General features: G+C 45.9%; 12 protein-coding genes and 1 pseudogene. 8 read left to right on the top strand and 5 right to left on the bottom strand.

Translation table 11 applies throughout. The features are described 5' to 3' along the window. Positions 1 to 146: 146 nt before the first annotated feature. From Q7J41_RS17165 to Q7J41_RS17150, 4 genes are all read left to right on the top strand, one after another. The gene (locus Q7J41_RS17165) at positions 147 to 1,703 is read left to right on the top strand and encodes an ABC-F family ATP-binding cassette domain-containing protein (RefSeq protein WP_304889663.1); all 1,557 of its coding nucleotides are present in this window, start codon (positions 147 to 149) and stop codon (positions 1,701 to 1,703) included. A gap of 260 nt (positions 1,704 to 1,963) precedes the next feature. Then, entirely contained in the window at positions 1,964 to 2,653 is a 690-nt protein-coding gene (locus Q7J41_RS17160) for a class I SAM-dependent methyltransferase (protein WP_304889661.1), read from the top strand. Then, on the top strand, positions 2,631 to 3,440 hold the full coding sequence (locus Q7J41_RS17155) for an MBL fold metallo-hydrolase (protein ID WP_304889772.1): 810 nt from the start codon (positions 2,631 to 2,633) through the stop codon (positions 3,438 to 3,440). Before Q7J41_RS17160 ends, Q7J41_RS17155 begins: the two co-directional genes overlap by 23 nt. A gap of 39 nt (positions 3,441 to 3,479) precedes the next feature. Further along, the gene (locus tag Q7J41_RS17150; RefSeq protein ID WP_304889660.1) at positions 3,480 to 5,633 is read left to right on the top strand and encodes a DEAD/DEAH box helicase; all 2,154 of its coding nucleotides are present in this window, start codon (positions 3,480 to 3,482) and stop codon (positions 5,631 to 5,633) included. Positions 5,634 to 5,924: 291 nt separating this feature from the next. Here Q7J41_RS17150 and Q7J41_RS17145 read toward each other — a convergent pair whose 3' ends face one another. Continuing rightward, on the bottom strand, positions 5,925 to 6,305 hold the full coding sequence (locus Q7J41_RS17145; protein WP_304889659.1) for a hypothetical protein: 381 nt from the start codon (positions 6,303 to 6,305) through the stop codon (positions 5,925 to 5,927). Between the two features lie 385 nt (positions 6,306 to 6,690). Between Q7J41_RS17145 and Q7J41_RS17140 the strand changes: the two genes are divergently transcribed. The 4 genes from Q7J41_RS17140 to Q7J41_RS17125 all read left to right on the top strand — a co-directional run bounded on the left by Q7J41_RS17140 (position 6,691) and on the right by Q7J41_RS17125 (position 11,927). Further along, on the top strand, positions 6,691 to 8,640 hold the full coding sequence (locus tag Q7J41_RS17140; protein ID WP_304889658.1) for an FAD-dependent oxidoreductase: 1,950 nt from the start codon (positions 6,691 to 6,693) through the stop codon (positions 8,638 to 8,640). 296 nt (positions 8,641 to 8,936) lie between these two features. Beyond that, complete coding sequence (locus tag Q7J41_RS17135; RefSeq protein WP_304889657.1) at positions 8,937 to 10,235, top strand: LPXTG cell wall anchor domain-containing protein; 1,299 nt, start codon at positions 8,937 to 8,939, stop codon at positions 10,233 to 10,235. 111 nt (positions 10,236 to 10,346) lie between these two features. Then, the gene (locus Q7J41_RS17130) at positions 10,347 to 10,985 is read left to right on the top strand and encodes an MBL fold metallo-hydrolase (RefSeq protein WP_304889656.1); all 639 of its coding nucleotides are present in this window, start codon (positions 10,347 to 10,349) and stop codon (positions 10,983 to 10,985) included. A gap of 195 nt (positions 10,986 to 11,180) precedes the next feature. Beyond that, positions 11,181 to 11,927, top strand: coding sequence for a thymidylate synthase (locus Q7J41_RS17125; RefSeq protein WP_304889655.1), 747 nt, complete (start codon positions 11,181 to 11,183; stop codon positions 11,925 to 11,927). A gap of 152 nt (positions 11,928 to 12,079) precedes the next feature. Here the strand turns inward: Q7J41_RS17125 and Q7J41_RS17120 are convergent. The 4 genes and pseudogenes from Q7J41_RS17120 to Q7J41_RS17105 form a co-directional block, all read right to left on the bottom strand. Beyond that, positions 12,080 to 12,409, bottom strand: a pseudogene (locus tag Q7J41_RS17120) (response regulator); the annotation flags it as partial. Beyond that, on the bottom strand, positions 12,402 to 14,009 hold the full coding sequence (locus Q7J41_RS17115) for a sensor histidine kinase (protein WP_304889654.1): 1,608 nt from the start codon (positions 14,007 to 14,009) through the stop codon (positions 12,402 to 12,404). The gene Q7J41_RS17115 and the pseudogene Q7J41_RS17120, both read right to left, overlap by 8 nt. A gap of 157 nt (positions 14,010 to 14,166) precedes the next feature. Next, positions 14,167 to 15,150: a 2-keto-3-deoxygluconate permease gene (locus tag Q7J41_RS17110; RefSeq protein ID WP_304889653.1), complete on the bottom strand. Its 984-nt coding sequence runs from the start codon at positions 15,148 to 15,150 to the stop codon at positions 14,167 to 14,169. A 24-nt stretch (positions 15,151 to 15,174) separates the two neighbouring features. Beyond that, a complete protein-coding gene (locus Q7J41_RS17105) occupies positions 15,175 to 16,347 on the bottom strand; it encodes an NADP-dependent malic enzyme (RefSeq protein WP_304889652.1) in 1,173 nt (390 codons plus the stop codon). Between the last annotated feature and the right edge of the window lie 110 nt (positions 16,348 to 16,457).

The following is a 16,457-nucleotide window of genomic DNA, read 5'->3' as shown; positions in this document are numbered from 1 at the left end:
CAGTAACACTCAGTCAGGTCTGGTATAATGATCCGGTCTATGTTATAATTTAAATGTAAGAATCATAGGATATACTAAACACTTCCTGATCTGCACCACAAATCTGGAAGTGTTTTTAATTGTGTAAAAAAAGAAATGGAGAATAAATGAGTATTTTAAATGTCGAGAATCTTTCTCATGGTTTTGGCGATCGGGCGATTTTTAATCAGGTATCGTTTCGGCTGTTAAAGGGAGAGCATATCGGTTTAATTGGGCCAAACGGAGAGGGTAAGTCGACCTTCATGAATATTGTTACGGACAGGCTGATGCCGGACGAGGGCAAGGTGGAATGGGCCAAAAATGTGCGTATCGGCTACCTTGATCAGCATGCCATTTTGAAACAGGGGATGACCGTCCGGGATGTGCTGACTTCGGCATTCGATTTTTTGCTGGATATTGAAAGTCGGATCGGTTTTCTCTATGAAAAAATGGCTGAGGACAGCCCTGAAGAGATCGAAAAGAGCCTGGAAGAAGTGGGCGACCTCCAGGAATTACTGGAGTTTCATGACTTCTATCTGGTCGATTCAAAGGTGGAAGAAGTGGGAAATGCCCTGGGCCTCAACGACATTGGTATGGACAAAGATATCACCGAACTGAGTGGCGGCCAGCGAACCAAGGTACTACTCGGTAAATTGCTGCTGGAAAAACCGGACATTCTACTGCTGGATGAGCCGACCAACTATTTGGATGAACAGCATATTGAATGGTTAAAGCGTTATCTTAACGACTATGAAAATGCCTTTATTCTGATTTCCCATGATTTGCCCTTTGTCGATTCTGTGATTAATCTCATTTATCATATGGACAACCAGAAACTGACCCGTTACGTGGGAGATTATGCTAAGTTTCAGGAAGTGCTGGAAGCAAAAAAAGCCCAGGAACAAGCCGCTTACAATAAACAACAAAATGAAATTGCCGACCTTAAAGACTTTGTCGCCCGGAATAAGGCTCGGGTGGCGACCCGGAATATGGCTATGTCGCGACAGAAAAAACTGGATAAAATGGACATCCTCGAGCTGGCCTCCGAAAAACCCAAACCGCGGTTTAATTTTAAAGAAGCCGGTGCAACCGGGCGCCGGGTTTTTGAAACCGCAGAGCTGATCATCGGTTATGATGAACCCCTATCCAAACCACTGAATTTAGTGATGGAGCGAAAACAGAAAATTGTTTTAAAGGGCACCAACGGCATTGGCAAAACCACGCTGCTAAAGAGTATTCTGGGATTGATTCCACCGGTTGCCGGTACGGTTGAACAGGGTGAAAAACTGCATGTCGGCTATTTTGAACAGGAAATGGATCAGGACATCCGCACCAGTTGTATTGATGAGGTATGGAACGAGTTCCCATCTCTGAATCAGAACGAGGTGCGTTCGGCTCTGGCTCAATGTGGTCTGACCCGGAAGCATATTGAAAGCATGGTTAAGGTTTTAAGCGGTGGCGAACAGGCCAAGGTTCGACTCTGCAAACTGATCAACCGGGAAACCAATATTCTAGTTTTGGATGAGCCCACCAATCATCTGGATGTCGACGCCAAAGCCGAACTGCAACGAGCTTTAGAAGCCTATAATGGCGGCATTCTGATGGTCTGCCATGAACCGGAATTCTACGAAAGCTTTGTCAATGAAGTCTGGGATTGTTCCCAGTGGACGACCAAAGTTTTTTAAATATTATTTGAGGATACCCCTTTGGTTGATGCCCTGTCATCAACCAGGGGGTTTTTATTTGAAATCATTTAATTTAGGAAGATGCTCGAAATCCTGTTAAAAAAAACATGAGACAAAGGATGATTTTATCGGCGTTGGTCTTTGACTAGCAGGACTAGACACGGTATACTGAAATAAAAAATTGGACGTTTTTTCAGAATTTTATCGGATGACGGTCAGTTAATCAAAAAAAACAATTGAAGTGACGAAAGGAAATCGAAGTGAAAAAAGAAATTTTTAATAAACAGAATTGCCACTGGGAGGACACATTTGCCAGCAAGCCCCAGATGTTCGGGACAGATCCCAGCATTGCCGCCATCAAGGCCGTTGAAATTTTTAAAAATAACGGCGTCCGGAAGATCCTTGAATTGGGCGGCGGTCAGGGGCGTGATACCCTTTACTTTGCCCAGCAGGGGTTTGAAATAACTGTCATCGAATATACTGCGGCCGGAATTCAGGCCATCGAAGAACGGGCACAAGAGTTGGAAGTTTCGCACCTGGTCACAACGGTTCGACATGATGTCCGTCAGGCATTTCCATTTGAGGCAGAGCATTTTGATGCCTGCTTTTCCCACATGCTTTATTGCATGGCCTTGACAACATTAGAATTGACCTTTATTTCGGCAGAAACAAACCGGGTGTTGAAAACCGAAGGCATCGCCATCTATACGGCTCGGAATACCGATGACGCAGATTGTGGCACCGGCACCCACCATGGCGAAGATATCTACGAATGTGGCAAATTTATCATTCATTTCTTCAGTAAAGAAAAGGTGGAAACATTGGCTGAAGGTTTCGAGATCCTTGGCATTGATAATTTTGAGGAAGGGGCACTACCCCGGAAATTATTTTTTGTGGTTCAGAAAAAGTTGGAAGATGGAAAAGCAAATGCGGCTAAAAGTTCTTGTTGATAACAACACCACTATCGACGAATATTTTTGGGGTGAGCCCGGGGTCTGCTATTATATTGAGGACGGGAAAGAGGCCTTTCTTTTTGACGTGGGCTACTCGGGTCTGTTCATCAAAAATGCCGCAAGCATGAACATTGATCTAAGCCAGCTTAATACGATCGTGCTTTCACATGGCCACGATGACCACACCCGGGGATTAAAAAGTCTGTTAGAGAAAAAAAAGACGAAACCCGTTCAGATCATCACCCATCCCCACGCCTTGAATCACAAAGAATGTGATGGCCTGAAAATTTCGGCTCCTTTTACCCGAACGGAACTGGCAGAAAGGTGCCAGTTGAAGCTCACCCGAACCCCGGTAAAGGTTACCGAAAATATCACCTTTCTGGGCGAAATTCCCCGGGTGATGGCTTTTGAAAAAGCGGAACCGATTGGAAAACAGCTGCAGGATGATGACCTGACCGATGATTATTTGCTGGATGATTCCGCCCTGGTCTATCACGGCGAAGCGGGAATTTTCATTATCACCGGCTGCTCCCATAGCGGTATCTGTAACATTATTGAATACGCCAAAGCCGTCACTGGAGACCAGCGGGTTTGCGGAGTCATTGGCGGATTCCATCTGTTTGAGGTCAACGATCGGGTGGTACAGACCATTGAATATTTTAAAAACAATCAGATCGAGCAGATCTATCCCTGCCACTGCACCGCTTTTGCTGTCAAAGCTGCCTTTCACTCGCACATTCCTGTGGTTGAAGTGGGGGTCGGTCTGGAGCTGAACTGGCAATAAAGGAAAATCACAAAAATCAATCGCATGGGAGTAATAATCGTGAAAAAACCGGATAAGCAATTTTCTGTACAAACCATTGGCGCAGTTGAAGACCTGATCTTTGGAGCTAAATCACTGGTGCAAAATAAATATCGGGAGACCGTGAATACCGATTATGCGTTGTTTATGGGAGCAGAAATTGAGACGGCGCTGATGGCTATTCCCATCGAACGCATCAATGAAGCGGGGCTGGGGATCCGTACCGCAGTCATCTGCGAGGCCGGTGTCGAGAACATGGCTCAGCTTCTGAAGATGAGTAAAAAGGAGCTAATCAAAATCCAGGGCGTTGGCGAGCGTAGTGCCTTTCAGGCGATGGCGGTAGCCCAAAACTTTGAGGATTCGCTTCGCAAAACGCTTTTTCCCAGGTTAAACCCGGATGCGCCGACTGCGTTTTCTGACCGACTGGTCAAGAATCTATATTGTCTGCTCCAGAGTAAAGAGGATTATGAAAGCTGCAAAACTATTCTGGATGAATTTGAAAACCAGCTTTATCAGGAACTGGAGCTGGCTCGGCGTGTCCAGAACTCTTTTCGGTGGTTATTCACTGGCACTGAGAAAAAGGAAGCGGCGCTTCAATCCCTGAATAATTTAATCCGCTTTCTTGATAGCGATGCTGGCTGCGATCTGGATCAGGCGGTAAAGCACTACCGCTTGATTCAGGGGACGCCGCTGTCAGAAGTATGGCTGGATTTTACCAGCAATGCCGCCGCTTACTATGCACTGCTGGAAGCGATCACCGGGGTCAAGGCAGATCGACAAAAACGTCAGGGCGATCTGCCGCTGGAGCTGGTGGAACGGGTGGAAGCCCTGAGCTTGAACACTGCGCTGATGAAATCCTCGCTACGGGGGTATCAGGAATTCGGAGCAAAGTATGCGATTGTCCAGAAAAACACCCTGCTTGGGGATGAAATGGGTCTGGGAAAAACCCTCGAAGCCATTGCCGCCATGGCGCACCTTCAGGCGGCGGGGAAAACCCATTTTGTGGTGATTTGTCCCGCTAGTGTACTGATCAACTGGTATCGGGAAATTATCCAGCACAGCCAGCTTATACCCAGTTCCATCCATGGGTCTGATCGGGAAATCCGTTTAACAGAATGGGCAGAGAAAGGCGGAGTAGCGGTGACTACATACGAAACGCTTAAGGTCATTGCGATCCCGGCGGAGATTTCTGTAGATCTGCTGGTGGCCGATGAAGCTCACTATGTCAAGAACCCTGAGGCTAAAAGGTCACAAGCCTTGTATCAGTTGGTGAAGCGGGCGGAGGCGGTTCTTTTCATGACGGGTACTCCGCTGGAAAACAATCTTCAGGAAATGAGCAGCCTGATACTAAGGCTGAATCCGGAGATTGCCGAAAAAATCAGTCAGAAAGAAGTTCTGACCAATGAGTATCAGTTCCGGCTTATGATTGCACCAGTGTATTTGCGACGAAACCGGGATGATGTCCTGAACGAACTGCCTGAGCTTATTCAAAAGGAACAGTGGGTGGATTTTGGTTCCCAGGAACAAAAAGATTATCGTCTGGCCGTCTTGGATGGTCAGTTTATGCTGATGCGCAGGATGGCCTGGACAGGTTCAGGGGTTAATGAATGTCCCAAGCTCAAGCGGTTGTTGGAAATCTGCGCAGAGGCAAAGGAAAATGGCCGCAAAATTCTGATCTTTTCCTTTTTTCGGGATGTGATTGACACGCTCAGTCAGGCCTTGATTGATCGGTCGCTGGAACCGATAACCGGCAGCGTCACCCCGGCCAGGCGTCAGGCCATCATTGATGATTTCGGTACCGCCCCGCCAGGTACCGCCTTGATTTGTCAGATTCAGGCCGGGGGCGTGGGTCTGAATATTCAAATGGCCAGTGTGGTCATCATCTGCGAACCTCAGATCAAACCAGCCCTGGAGACCCAGGCCATCTCCCGGGCTTATCGGATGGGACAAACCCATACCGTTTTTGTATACCGGCTGCTCACCGACAACAGTGTGGACGAACAGATGATGACAATTCTTCAGAATAAGCAACAGCTCTTTGATTCCTACGCCCGCGATTCAGTGATTGCGGAATCCAGCTTTCAGGCGGTAGATGTTTCAGAAAAATCGCTAATTGATCGGATTCTGGCTGAAGAAAGAAGACGACTGAGTTTACCGGACCAGCAAACAAGCTAGGGATGACCAGTGTAGGACGGGAGCTTTATTGCATTTGTGTTTTAATGCACTGATAGACGGAAATAATCATTAGTAATGTTATTTATTTGTTTGGGCTAACCATTCAAATGTAATTAAGAAGTGAAGAACGACCTTGTCTGGACAGTTTGTCAGATAAGGTCGTTCTTCACATTAACATTAATAAAGGATGGGGAGTCGGTGTTTTATGAAAAAGACCAGGAATTAGTTTCTGGAACTAGGATGAGTAAATAAATACGTCAAGCTCAAAACACTGGAATTAACACCATGGGTCTAATTCAAGAACTTTGACCGGCTAAATGGTGGTTCAAGACAATAAAGCGTATTATCTTCAATTTCTTTGGTTAGTTCAGGTCGGTCAGGGTGGCTGTTATAAAGTTTTCGAATCAGGTCGTTATAGACCCATTCCAGATTATCCAGCTCTTCCAGCAGCGTCAGGGTGTCGGTGATGATCTCAGCGGCCTGGGTAAACTCGGAATTTTTTGAAAGTCGTTCATATTCTTTTTTACTGATTACATCAACCACTTGAGATGTGCGGGATTCGGCCTTATCGGCGGCAAAAAGTTTAATTCCTTTTTCAAAGCTCTCCTGGGACAGACCATCCAAGTCCTTACAGAGCTCCCTGATTTTTTCAAGCATTTTTTCTGAGATCATAAGGCTCCTCTTTTCGTGTTTTTTTAATGATAACCATCTTTTGAATAAACGTCAAGGATAAAACACTGTCATTTTAGCGCAAATTGTTTTTTCGAATACAATTAAAGGAACTATAAAGATCTGTTTTGCTAGGTTGGTTCAGAATTTAGCGCTGAACCCAAGTAAAGCATCTCTTTTGGGTATGAATACCTAACAACCTAGCCGGAATTTCGGATAATTTTTTAGTTAGTCAATAACGTTTGCAGTCAAGTTAAAGTTGCGTAACTTAAACATGTAAATACTTACATGATTTTGTTGACATCAGCAAAAGATCATGTTAAGATTTTATCAAATAGACCGCTTATTATTGACGGAACCAACGAAAAAATTTTAAGGAGAATTGACAATGCAACGAAAATATCCAAATTTATGTAAACCGATTAAAATTGGTAATGTAACCTTCAGAAACAGAATGTTTGGTGCACCCATGGGAGGCACCGATATTACTGCAGATTGTACCATCGGCCCAAAATCAAAAGCTTTTTATGAACTGCGAGCCAAAGGTGGTGCTGCTACGGTAACGGTCAGTGAATGCGTGGTTCATCCTGAAACCGAAGGATCTCATATGTATCATCTTGATCTGCAAACGGTTGATTCACTGGCCAGTTTTACTTACACGGCCGATGCGATTCGTCGCCATGGTGCCATTCCCAGTGTCGAATTATCCCATTCCGGACAGTATGCCGGCACCTATCTTACTGACAAGGATAAAAAAGGCGGCATGGCTCAATGGGGACCCAGCGTCGGAACCCGTCCTGATGGAAGACCAGTTAAAGAACTGACTCAGGAACTGATCGATGATATTGTCGCCGCTTACGGACGGGTGGCCGGATTAGCTAAACGAGCAGGATTTGAAATGATCATGGTACATGGCGGTCACGGATGGCTGCTGAATCAGTTTCTTTCGCCCTTTTTTAACCACCGAACCGACAAATACGGCGGCCCATTAGAAAACCGGGCTCGTCTGGCCTTAGAAGTTCTGGACAGCGTCCGCAATGCAGTTGGTCCAGGTTTCCCGATCGAGTTTCGGATGAGCGGTTCGGAATTATTTGAAGGCGGCTATACCCTGGAGGATGGGGTTGAAATTGCCAAGATGGTCGAATCGAAAGTTGATTTACTGCACATTACCGCAGGCACCTATCAAAGTGGCTTCGGCTTGACCCATCCATCAATGTTTGAACCTCATGGCCGAAATGTTTATCTGGCGGCTGAAATCAAAAAACATGTCTCGGTGCCAGTAGCAACCCTGGGCGGACTGAATGATCCAGCGATGATGGAAGAAATTATCGCCTCCGGTCAGGCTGATATTGTTGAAATGGCTCGGGCACTGTTGGCTGATCCCTTCTTGCCGCGAAAAGTCATGAGCAACCAGGATGCCGATATTATTAAATGCCTACGCTGTTTTACCTGCATGGCCGAACGGGCAGTTACATCCACCCGACGCTGTACCGTTAATCCTTTAATTGGTCGGGAAATGGATGGGACTGAAGTTATTCCCACTGCCAATCCGGTAAAGGTATTGGTGGCAGGCGGTGGACCAGCTGGACTGGAAGCGGCACTAACGGCGGCCAAACGGGGACACCAGGTTATTCTTTGCGAAAAAGGTGATGCCTTAGGCGGAATCCTCAAAGGCGAACAGGCAATACCATTTAAATATGAAATGTACGAACTGGGTGTTACCCTGGAAAAACTGGCTAGAGACGCCGGTGTTGAGATTCGTCTGAACACACCGGTAACAAAAGAATACGTCGATCAGGAAAATGTTGACGCCCTGATTGTGGCAGTCGGCTCGGAACCCATCGTTCCAGCAATTCCCGGTTTGGATGGTGACAATGTGATTGTCGTCAACGACTACTACAAGCATAAAGACCAGGTTGGGGATACCATCGTTGTTTTAGGCGGCGGTTTGGCAGGCTGTGAAGCGGCTATCCATTTTGCCCGGGAAGGGAAGACCGTACACCTGGTGGAAATGAGACCAGAATTGGCTCCAGACGCAAATCTTCGTCATCGACCGCTGATGATGAATGAAATTGCAAAATGTGGTTTTGAGGTTCATACTGAATTAAAAGGACTTAAAGTTACTGATCAGGGGGTTGTCTGTGAAGATACTGCTGGCCAGGAAGTGCTAGTTCCTGGAACGACAGTGATCTGTGCTCTGGGACAAAAGCCGCGACGCAATATTGCTGAAACCTTGGTAGACTGTGCCCCATACGTTATCGAAATTGGCGATTGCGTAAAAGCATCGACCATCACTACCGCTATTTATCAGGGCTACCACGCAGCTCTGGATATCTAATCCGAACCAGCATCGAAAAAGAAATTAAGCAATTAAAAAATGTACTAAATAAATGAAATGCGTGCTTATTAACAAAAAACCGCCAACAGGCGGTTTTTTGCATTTGTTCTGATAAGTGAACAGTTGCCATGCAAGAAATATGGAATAATCCATCGACATTTTTCTGTGATTGTGGTATCTTAATCATATGCGATGATATAAACGAGAAAAAACAGAATGGTACGATACCAAAGATTTTAAAGAGTAGCTGCCAATCTCAACAATTCATCAAAATACAGTTTGAAATGGAGAAGAAAATGAAGAAGAAAATGAAGAAGAAAATATCAAAATTTTTATCCCTGCTGATGGTTGCGGCGATGTTGTCGATGCTGATTCCGGTCTCAGCTTTAGCCGCTGGAGAAGCCGTAAGTGAAAAAGAACCAACCAACGAATTAGCTCTGGTTTTAGTAACAACTGAAGCAGTCGATGCGGAGACTGTGTTAACAGAAGAAACAGCCAACAGTACCGAAATTACCCCGCTGCCAGCGGTCGCAGAAATAACAGCTCCTACCGATAATAGCCTGGAAACCAAGGCCGTTTCGGAGCCACCGGTAGTAGAAAACCTCGAACCGGAAGCGCTTGAAACCCAGGCGGCTACATATTTGTGCTTAACCCAGAATGGTGTGATCATCGATGTTCTGGCCACCAACAGCGGTTCTGATTATGCATATGATTCAGCAACCAACGAACTGACATTAAATAATTTTATAGGCGAAAAGCTTGATGTCAAATCGGCAGCAGTTCCGTTTAAACTCGTTCTGCTTGGCACTAATATTATAAAAACAGATAATGGTTTTGCCGTTAAAGTGGAAGGTGATATGAATGCCAGCGGGACAGGCACGCTGATTGCCGAAGGACAAGCGACCCCTGATTTAATGGGTGGCGGCATCAATGTTGTTGGAAATCTGGTGATTGACAGCGGAACCTATGATATCGCTGCCGTCGGATATGAAAGTTCCAGCTCAGCTGTTGGAATCCTGACAGGTGATAATGCTGAAGTCATGACAATGGGTAATCTCACCATCAACGGGGGGAACATTGATGTGACCGCTTATAATAGTGATTATGCCGGTGCCTTTGGTTTGTTTGCTTTTGGCGATCTAATTGTCAATGGCGGAAATATTGATGTTTTCACCGATAGTCCAAGCAGTTACAGCCGTGGTATCGGAGCCTACGATAAACTGGTATTTAACGGCGGCTATACGGTCGTCGAATCGATTGCTGATCATGGCGATGCCGGTGCCTTATTCTCCTATAATAAAATTATCATTAACAATGGCATTCTTGATTTATGCACATCGGGAGCTATCGCTAAGGCCCTTGTGGCCGAAGGTAGCATTGATATCAGCCCGATTTATGGGGATGTCGACCGTGATGCGGCCTGTTTGTATCTTGAACCGCTTTCGGCGCAAACATTTAAAAAACAGCATGCCAGTTCAGCCAATCCCAAAACCGGGGTGGATACTAGCGCATCGGAAGCTGCCGTGGCGGGAGCAGCCCTGATCATGCTGATCGGACTTGCTGTTGCTGTTGGAAAAAGAGAGTCGCAGGCCTGAAAATTTGCGAGTAGCAACTGAACCGATAATTATCGACACTGTACAGCGGCCATTCTGGCCGCTTTTCTTTTATGGATCTGATAAAAAAATAACTTTTGGGAGCGTAACAAGATGGAAATTATCGAAAATGTTTATCAGCTTGATTGTGCCAGCCATGGACATGTGTTTTTTATTCGTTCGGATGAAGGGATTCTCATCGATACCGGTATGCCAGGCTTGGTAGAGAAGATTCTGGCAGAACTGGAAGCTCTGGACGGAGCGGTTCAGACGATAAAAAAGATTCTGCTGACCCACCATGATATTGATCATATTGGCAACGCTAAGGCCTTGCAGGATGCCACCCAGGCTGAGGTGTGGGCGCCTCAGGAAGATGTGCCCTACATTATGGGCGAAAAAAATCGACCGGGAATCAAACGAATTCTGCAAACAATATCCCGCCCCCCCAAGCCCCATATTTCTGGCTGCTATCTGGTCAATCAAAATTTTGGCGAGGTTCGGGTGATTCATGCCCCGGGTCATACACCGGGACACACAATTTTTCAATATCGAAATGTAGTGTTTATTGGGGATTTATTTCAGGAGATTAAGGGCAGACTAGACCTGTTGCCGCGCTTTTTTATCTGGGATCAAGAGGAAGCGAAACGATCGATTTCAATCATCAAAGAGCTCCAATACGATTGGATTTGCCCCTCCCATGGGATGCCAATAAAAAGAGGCACCGTGACGGAAAACTTTCTAAAAAATTTCTAGTTCCGCCGTAAAATATGATCAGCTATTTAAAATTGAAGACATTATGGGATTTATTTTGATTTTTACAAAGATGAAATCTACCGAAAGATATGGTATGATCATCAATGGAACAGATAAACGGATACGTATTATTATATAGAAAGGATCTCGTATTAGCGATTTGAGATTAATTTGAAAAGCTGATACGATGTGAAAATGATGGTTACTTACATTCACGAAACGGAACTACATAAGGGCATTGAGGCGGCGATGAAGGCTTTGAATCAGGCCGACGTTGTCATTGGGAAGAATCAGGATCGGGAAGACAGTTTAAAAGAAATTCACCTGCTGATGGATATCGACAGCGTGCAGGATATAAAAATTACCATGGCCATGCCAACCGGGCTGGAAACTCTGGTGGACTACGTCCTGGAGATTGTTGAAGGTACTAAGGATTTTGAAAAAGACATGTACGGTTATACCTATCATGATCTGTTTTCCCAAAACATTGATTTTATTATCAGCAAACTAAAAGAAGATCCCGGTACCAGACAGGCAACCCTACATGTGGCCAATCAGGAGGCCGCCAGACTAAATCATCCGCCCTGCCTGCAGCTCATTCATTACACCATTAAAGACGGCAAATTAAATACCGACGTGGTATTTAGAAGCAATGATGGGGTTAAGGCAGTCGCCATGAATGTTTTCGCCCTCATCGAACTGTCCAGGTATATCGCCAGCGAAGCAGGGATTAAAAAACTGGGTTCCTATACCCATCATGCCCTGAGTTTTCACGCCTACAGCCGGGATTGGAAAGCCCTGGAAGGCTATTGCAAATCTTTTGATGACCGCGATTGCACCATCGATTATGAAGATTACCGGGAAGCCTATGAAGATTATGCGGATGAATGCCGAGAAAAAAGTATTGAACTGAAAAATGCCCAGGAGAAAAAGAATCATTAATACAGCTTTAAAAATGGAAAACTAAAACAGCCCTTAAGTAGTCATCAACTATTTAAGAGCTGTTTTAGTTTCGGGAAGCGGAGCGTATTATAGTTTATGATAGCGATACTGGGGCCGACCCACCTTCACATATTCAACTTGTTTTTTGATTTTTTCTCTTTATTAAAGGGTTTAATCAGATAATCCACGGCTCCATAGCGAAAGGATTCCTGGATGCGGTCAATTGATTTATCAGCAGTGATTAAAATAATATCGACATCAATATTTTTTTCTCGGATCCATTTGAGAAAATCAATGCCGTTTTCATTAGGTAGATAGACATCCAGTAGAATCAAATCCGGTTTTTTAATGGCAATGTACTTCCGCGCATTGTCAAGACTTGCCACTGCGGCACAGAGCTTGAAACCCTCAATTCGCTCCAGAAATTTGGCGTTAATATCCCGAACCATCGGATCATCCTCGACGATCATTACCTCAATCATTTTTTTTACCTCGATTCATGGGAATAGTGATATCCCAGAAAACACCGCCATCACAGTTAAGGCTGATGGTTCCGCCGCCAGCGTCGATAATATTTTTGACGATAAACATACCGTTGCCGCGCTGGTCTTTTTTGGTTGAAAAACCCTGGGTGTAAAGCTTATCCTGATCGGCCAGGGGAATTCCCCCGCCGTTGTCCCGGATCTGAATGGTTAAGGTCGCATCATTTTGAAGGACTTTAATTTCAATCAGGCCAGTGCCATCGTTTTTAACCGCATCGAGAGAATTCTCGACTAGGTTGCCGATGATGGAAACAATGTCTTCGGCGGTCATATACTGGGGTAGCCGGGTTAACCGGGATTCGGCATCAATAACCAGCTTAACCCGGCATTCTTCGGCTTTGGCATATTTAGACAGTAAAAGTGCCGATACCGAGGGATTCTGAATGTTTCGGGTTAAAATATCGCTGATATTATTGCGATTTTTAGCCACGTCCGAAATAAAAACCAGCGCTTCATGATACTCTTCCAGCTGGATCAGGCCGGAGATAGTATGCAGTTTATTCATAAATTCATGATTCTGGGCTCGCAGTGACCAGGCCATTTTTTTAGCGCCGGTCAGTTCTTCAGCAAGTTTTGTAACCTCGGTTTTGTCTCGGAAGCTGGCAATTGCACCGATGATTTCAGAGCCATTCATTATCGGAATGCGATTGGTGACAATGATGGTGTGATCAATGCGCTGTTCCCGGTCAAATTCGGACTGACCGGTTTCCAAAATGTTAGGCATCCCAGTATTCGGAATAACCGCTTCGACATGCTGACCGAGAAGATTGGCTTTGTCAAATCCGGTTCCGAATTTTAGAATCTCGATGGCTGCGTCATTGATCAGGGTAATCCGGCCAGTGTTGTCAACGGCAATAAGACCTTCGTGGATGGCCTCCAGCATCCCCGTTTTTTCGGTGTATAGCTGGCTGATTTCTTCGGGTTCCAGTCCCAACAGAATCTTTTTGATGTTGTTCGATAAAAGAAAAGCACCGATCCCGCCGACGGCCAAAGCGCCAAGACTGATTAGAATAACATACAGAAGGGCGGTATTCTTGGCGGATTCAATGCTGTCAGTAAGGGTGCCCACGGCCACAAAGCCGATTTCTTCATTATTTTTAGAATCGTAGATGGGAGCAAAAGCCCGGAGCGCTTTACCCAGGGTACCGGTGGCTTCGGAGATATAGGCTTCGCCTTCTTCCGCCGCTCGTTGTTCATCACCGCCGACAAAGGTCTGGCCGATCATGGCCGGATTCGGGTGGGAATGGCGGATGCCATCTTTATCCACGACAATGATGTACTCAACTTGTTCCAGACCGGGGAGCAGGTTGTCGACGTAACTGCCAATCCTGCCGTCAGGATCTCTATTTTCCAAGGCCTGGATAATCTCGTCAGAATGGGCAACCATCATCGACACATTCATCAGGTTGGTGCGAGCCTTATCCTCAATCATATTGGTCATCCAGGAAACGGCAAAAGCGATAATAATGGAAATGGAAATGATGACTACGGTGGTGACCAGCAGAGCAATCTTGGTATGCAGTTTTATTTTTTTTCTCACATCAATTCACCTGTTTCTTTAATTGACAGAAAACACAACAGTAAAACGCGGAAACTAACAGACAGTCGCTCAGGAAAGATTTTGTTAATGACATTATATATCAAATCTTTCGAACGTGTCTTAGCTTCCGCGTTTCTATTTAGTGACGAAAATTTTATCAGGCGACTTCAGCCTGCGAGGTAGCGGCGTTGGCTTTTTTAGCCTGGTAGTTACTTAACAGCTTGAAGGCCGTGGTGACAATAAAAGGGCAGATAATGTCAGAGACCACACAGGCAGCGGCAACTTGGGCAGTGGCAACGGTGGCAATAACAGCCAAGGTGGGATCGGCAGCGGCTACGGCTGCTGGGGTCGCCACGGCGTTGCCAGCGGTTGAACCAGTGGCCAGACCTATAATCGGTTCTTCTTTAAACAGCTTCAGCATGATATAGGCGCCGATTCCAGTAAAGGCAGCGACGAAACCCAATAAGATGCCAGGACCTCCGGCGGTGACAATGGTCTGCAGATCCATACTGGCACCCAGCGGGAAGGAAAAGAAGGGGATCAGCAGCATTTTGCTGCTGCCCAGGAATGACCGCATATCGGCGTCCAGATTTCCCAGAATCATCCCGATGACAATGGGAACCAACACACTCACCAAGGCCATAAAAGGAACCTGAGCCAGACCGGAGGCACCGAGTGCCACCAGGGTAAAGAATGGGCCATCCTTAATGGAAAGCAGCGCATAGGCACCGACATCAGTCTCGTCCCCATATTGGGAGGCCAAAGAGGCATATAGACCGCCATTACAGTTGGTTAAGGCCGCCAAAATGGCGAGTGGGGATAAGCCAAGGACGCCGGCCGGGCCGAATACTAAACCAACAAAGATACCGATCCCGGCGCCGACAATAAACTTTCCGGTAATCAGTAAAGCACCTTTTTTAATCGCCTTGGGAGCCAATTTAAAATTAATCTGGGAACCGATTAAAAACATAAAACAGGCCAGGATGGTGGATGATGCCTTGGGGCTGAATAAAGCGGTCGTGAAACCTCCAATTTCTAAAAATTGAGGGAAAAAGGTATTGACCAGCACCCCTAAAAACAGGGGTACAACCATCATTCCGCCAGGAATCCGATCCAGCGTTTTTTTAATTGGAATTTGCATTTTTCTACACCTCATTTACCTTTCTTAAATTCGAGCGACGCCAGTTTTTCTGGCCGCTATTTTGATGGCACTGGCAATATTGCCGGCTACTGTTTTATCGAGTGCATTGGGAAGGATATTAACATCGGTTAAATCTTCATCTTTTATCATCGCCGCGATGGCATGAGCGGCAGCCAGCTTCATTTCTTCATTGATCTCGGTGGCACGGACATCCAGTGCCCCTCTGAAGATACCCGGGAAGGCTAAAACATTATTCACCTGGTTGGGAAAATCCGAACGACCGGTTCCGATGACCCGAGCTCCGGCTGCTTTGGCTTCATCCGGCATAATTTCCGGGGTGGGGTTGGCCATGGCAAATAAAATCGCATCTGGATTCATCGAGCGGATCATGTCCTGGCTGACAATCCCAGGTGCCGAAACCCCAATAAAGATGTCTGCGCCAATCAATGCATCCGCCAGAGTACCCTGGATATTTTTCGGATTGGTCATTTCGGCCAGTTCTTTTTTTGCGTCATCCAGACCGGCCATCCCGCGGTATAGGATTCCCGGTTTATCGCAGGCAATCAGGTTTGTTACTCCGGAAGAAAGTAGTAGTTTAGCAATGGCTGTCCCGGCGGCGCCAGCGCCATTGACGACGACGTTTACAGCGGCGATCTTTTTATCAACTACTTTCAGGGCATTGATGATGCCGGCGAGAACAATGATGGCCGTGCCATGCTGATCATCGTGAAAGACTGGGATATCGAGTTCTTTTTTTAACCGCTCTTCGATTTCAAAACATCGTGGAGCACCGATATCTTCTAAATTAATGCCGCCAAATCCAGGAGCGATGAGCTTAACGGTTCTAACGATTTCATCAACGTTTTTCGTGTCCAGACAGATGGGGAAGGCGTCTACACCGGCAAATTCCTTAAAAAGGATGGCTTTACCTTCCATCACTGGCAGACCAGCCATCGGACCAATATCCCCCAGACCAAGAACGGCGGTGCCATCAGTGACGACGGCCACGATATTGCCCTTTGAGGTGTATTTATAAACAGCTTCAGCATCCGCATGAATGCGTCGACAGGGTTCTGCGACTCCGGGGGTATAAGCAGTGCTTAAATCATCCCGTGTTTCGATTTTCACCTTTGAGATAACCTCAATTTTCCCCGAATGCATTTCGTGCATTTTCAAACTTTCTTCTGAATAATTCATTTCTTTTTCCCTTTCATTTTTTGAGATCGATTTTTAAAATAAACTTAAAAATAAATTTTGATAAAATTCTGCTACCGAACCGATGGCCACATCATAGCACCGGATTTCTA

The organism is Acetobacterium sp. (assembly GCF_030652775.1).
GTDB lineage: Bacteria > Bacillota > Clostridia > Eubacteriales > Eubacteriaceae > Acetobacterium.
This window is presented reverse-complemented; position numbering and strand designations above follow the sequence as displayed.

Coding starts and splice junctions, on each gene's coding strand:
- Q7J41_RS17165 (WP_304889663.1), top strand. CDS start 147: ATGAGTATTTTAAATGTCGAGAATCTTTCTCATGGTTTTGGCGATCGG.
- Q7J41_RS17155 (WP_304889772.1), top strand. CDS start 2,631: ATGCGGCTAAAAGTTCTTGTTGATAACAACACCACTATCGACGAATAT.
- Q7J41_RS17145 (WP_304889659.1), bottom strand. CDS start 6,305: ATGATCTCAGAAAAAATGCTTGAAAAAATCAGGGAGCTCTGTAAGGAC.
- Q7J41_RS17140 (WP_304889658.1), top strand. CDS start 6,691: ATGCAACGAAAATATCCAAATTTATGTAAACCGATTAAAATTGGTAAT.
- Q7J41_RS17135 (WP_304889657.1), top strand. CDS start 8,937: ATGAAGAAGAAAATGAAGAAGAAAATATCAAAATTTTTATCCCTGCTG.
- Q7J41_RS17130 (WP_304889656.1), top strand. CDS start 10,347: ATGGAAATTATCGAAAATGTTTATCAGCTTGATTGTGCCAGCCATGGA.
- Q7J41_RS17125 (WP_304889655.1), top strand. CDS start 11,181: ATGATGGTTACTTACATTCACGAAACGGAACTACATAAGGGCATTGAG.
- Q7J41_RS17110 (WP_304889653.1), bottom strand. CDS start 15,150: ATGCAAATTCCAATTAAAAAAACGCTGGATCGGATTCCTGGCGGAATG.
- Q7J41_RS17105 (WP_304889652.1), bottom strand. CDS start 16,347: ATGAATTATTCAGAAGAAAGTTTGAAAATGCACGAAATGCATTCGGGG.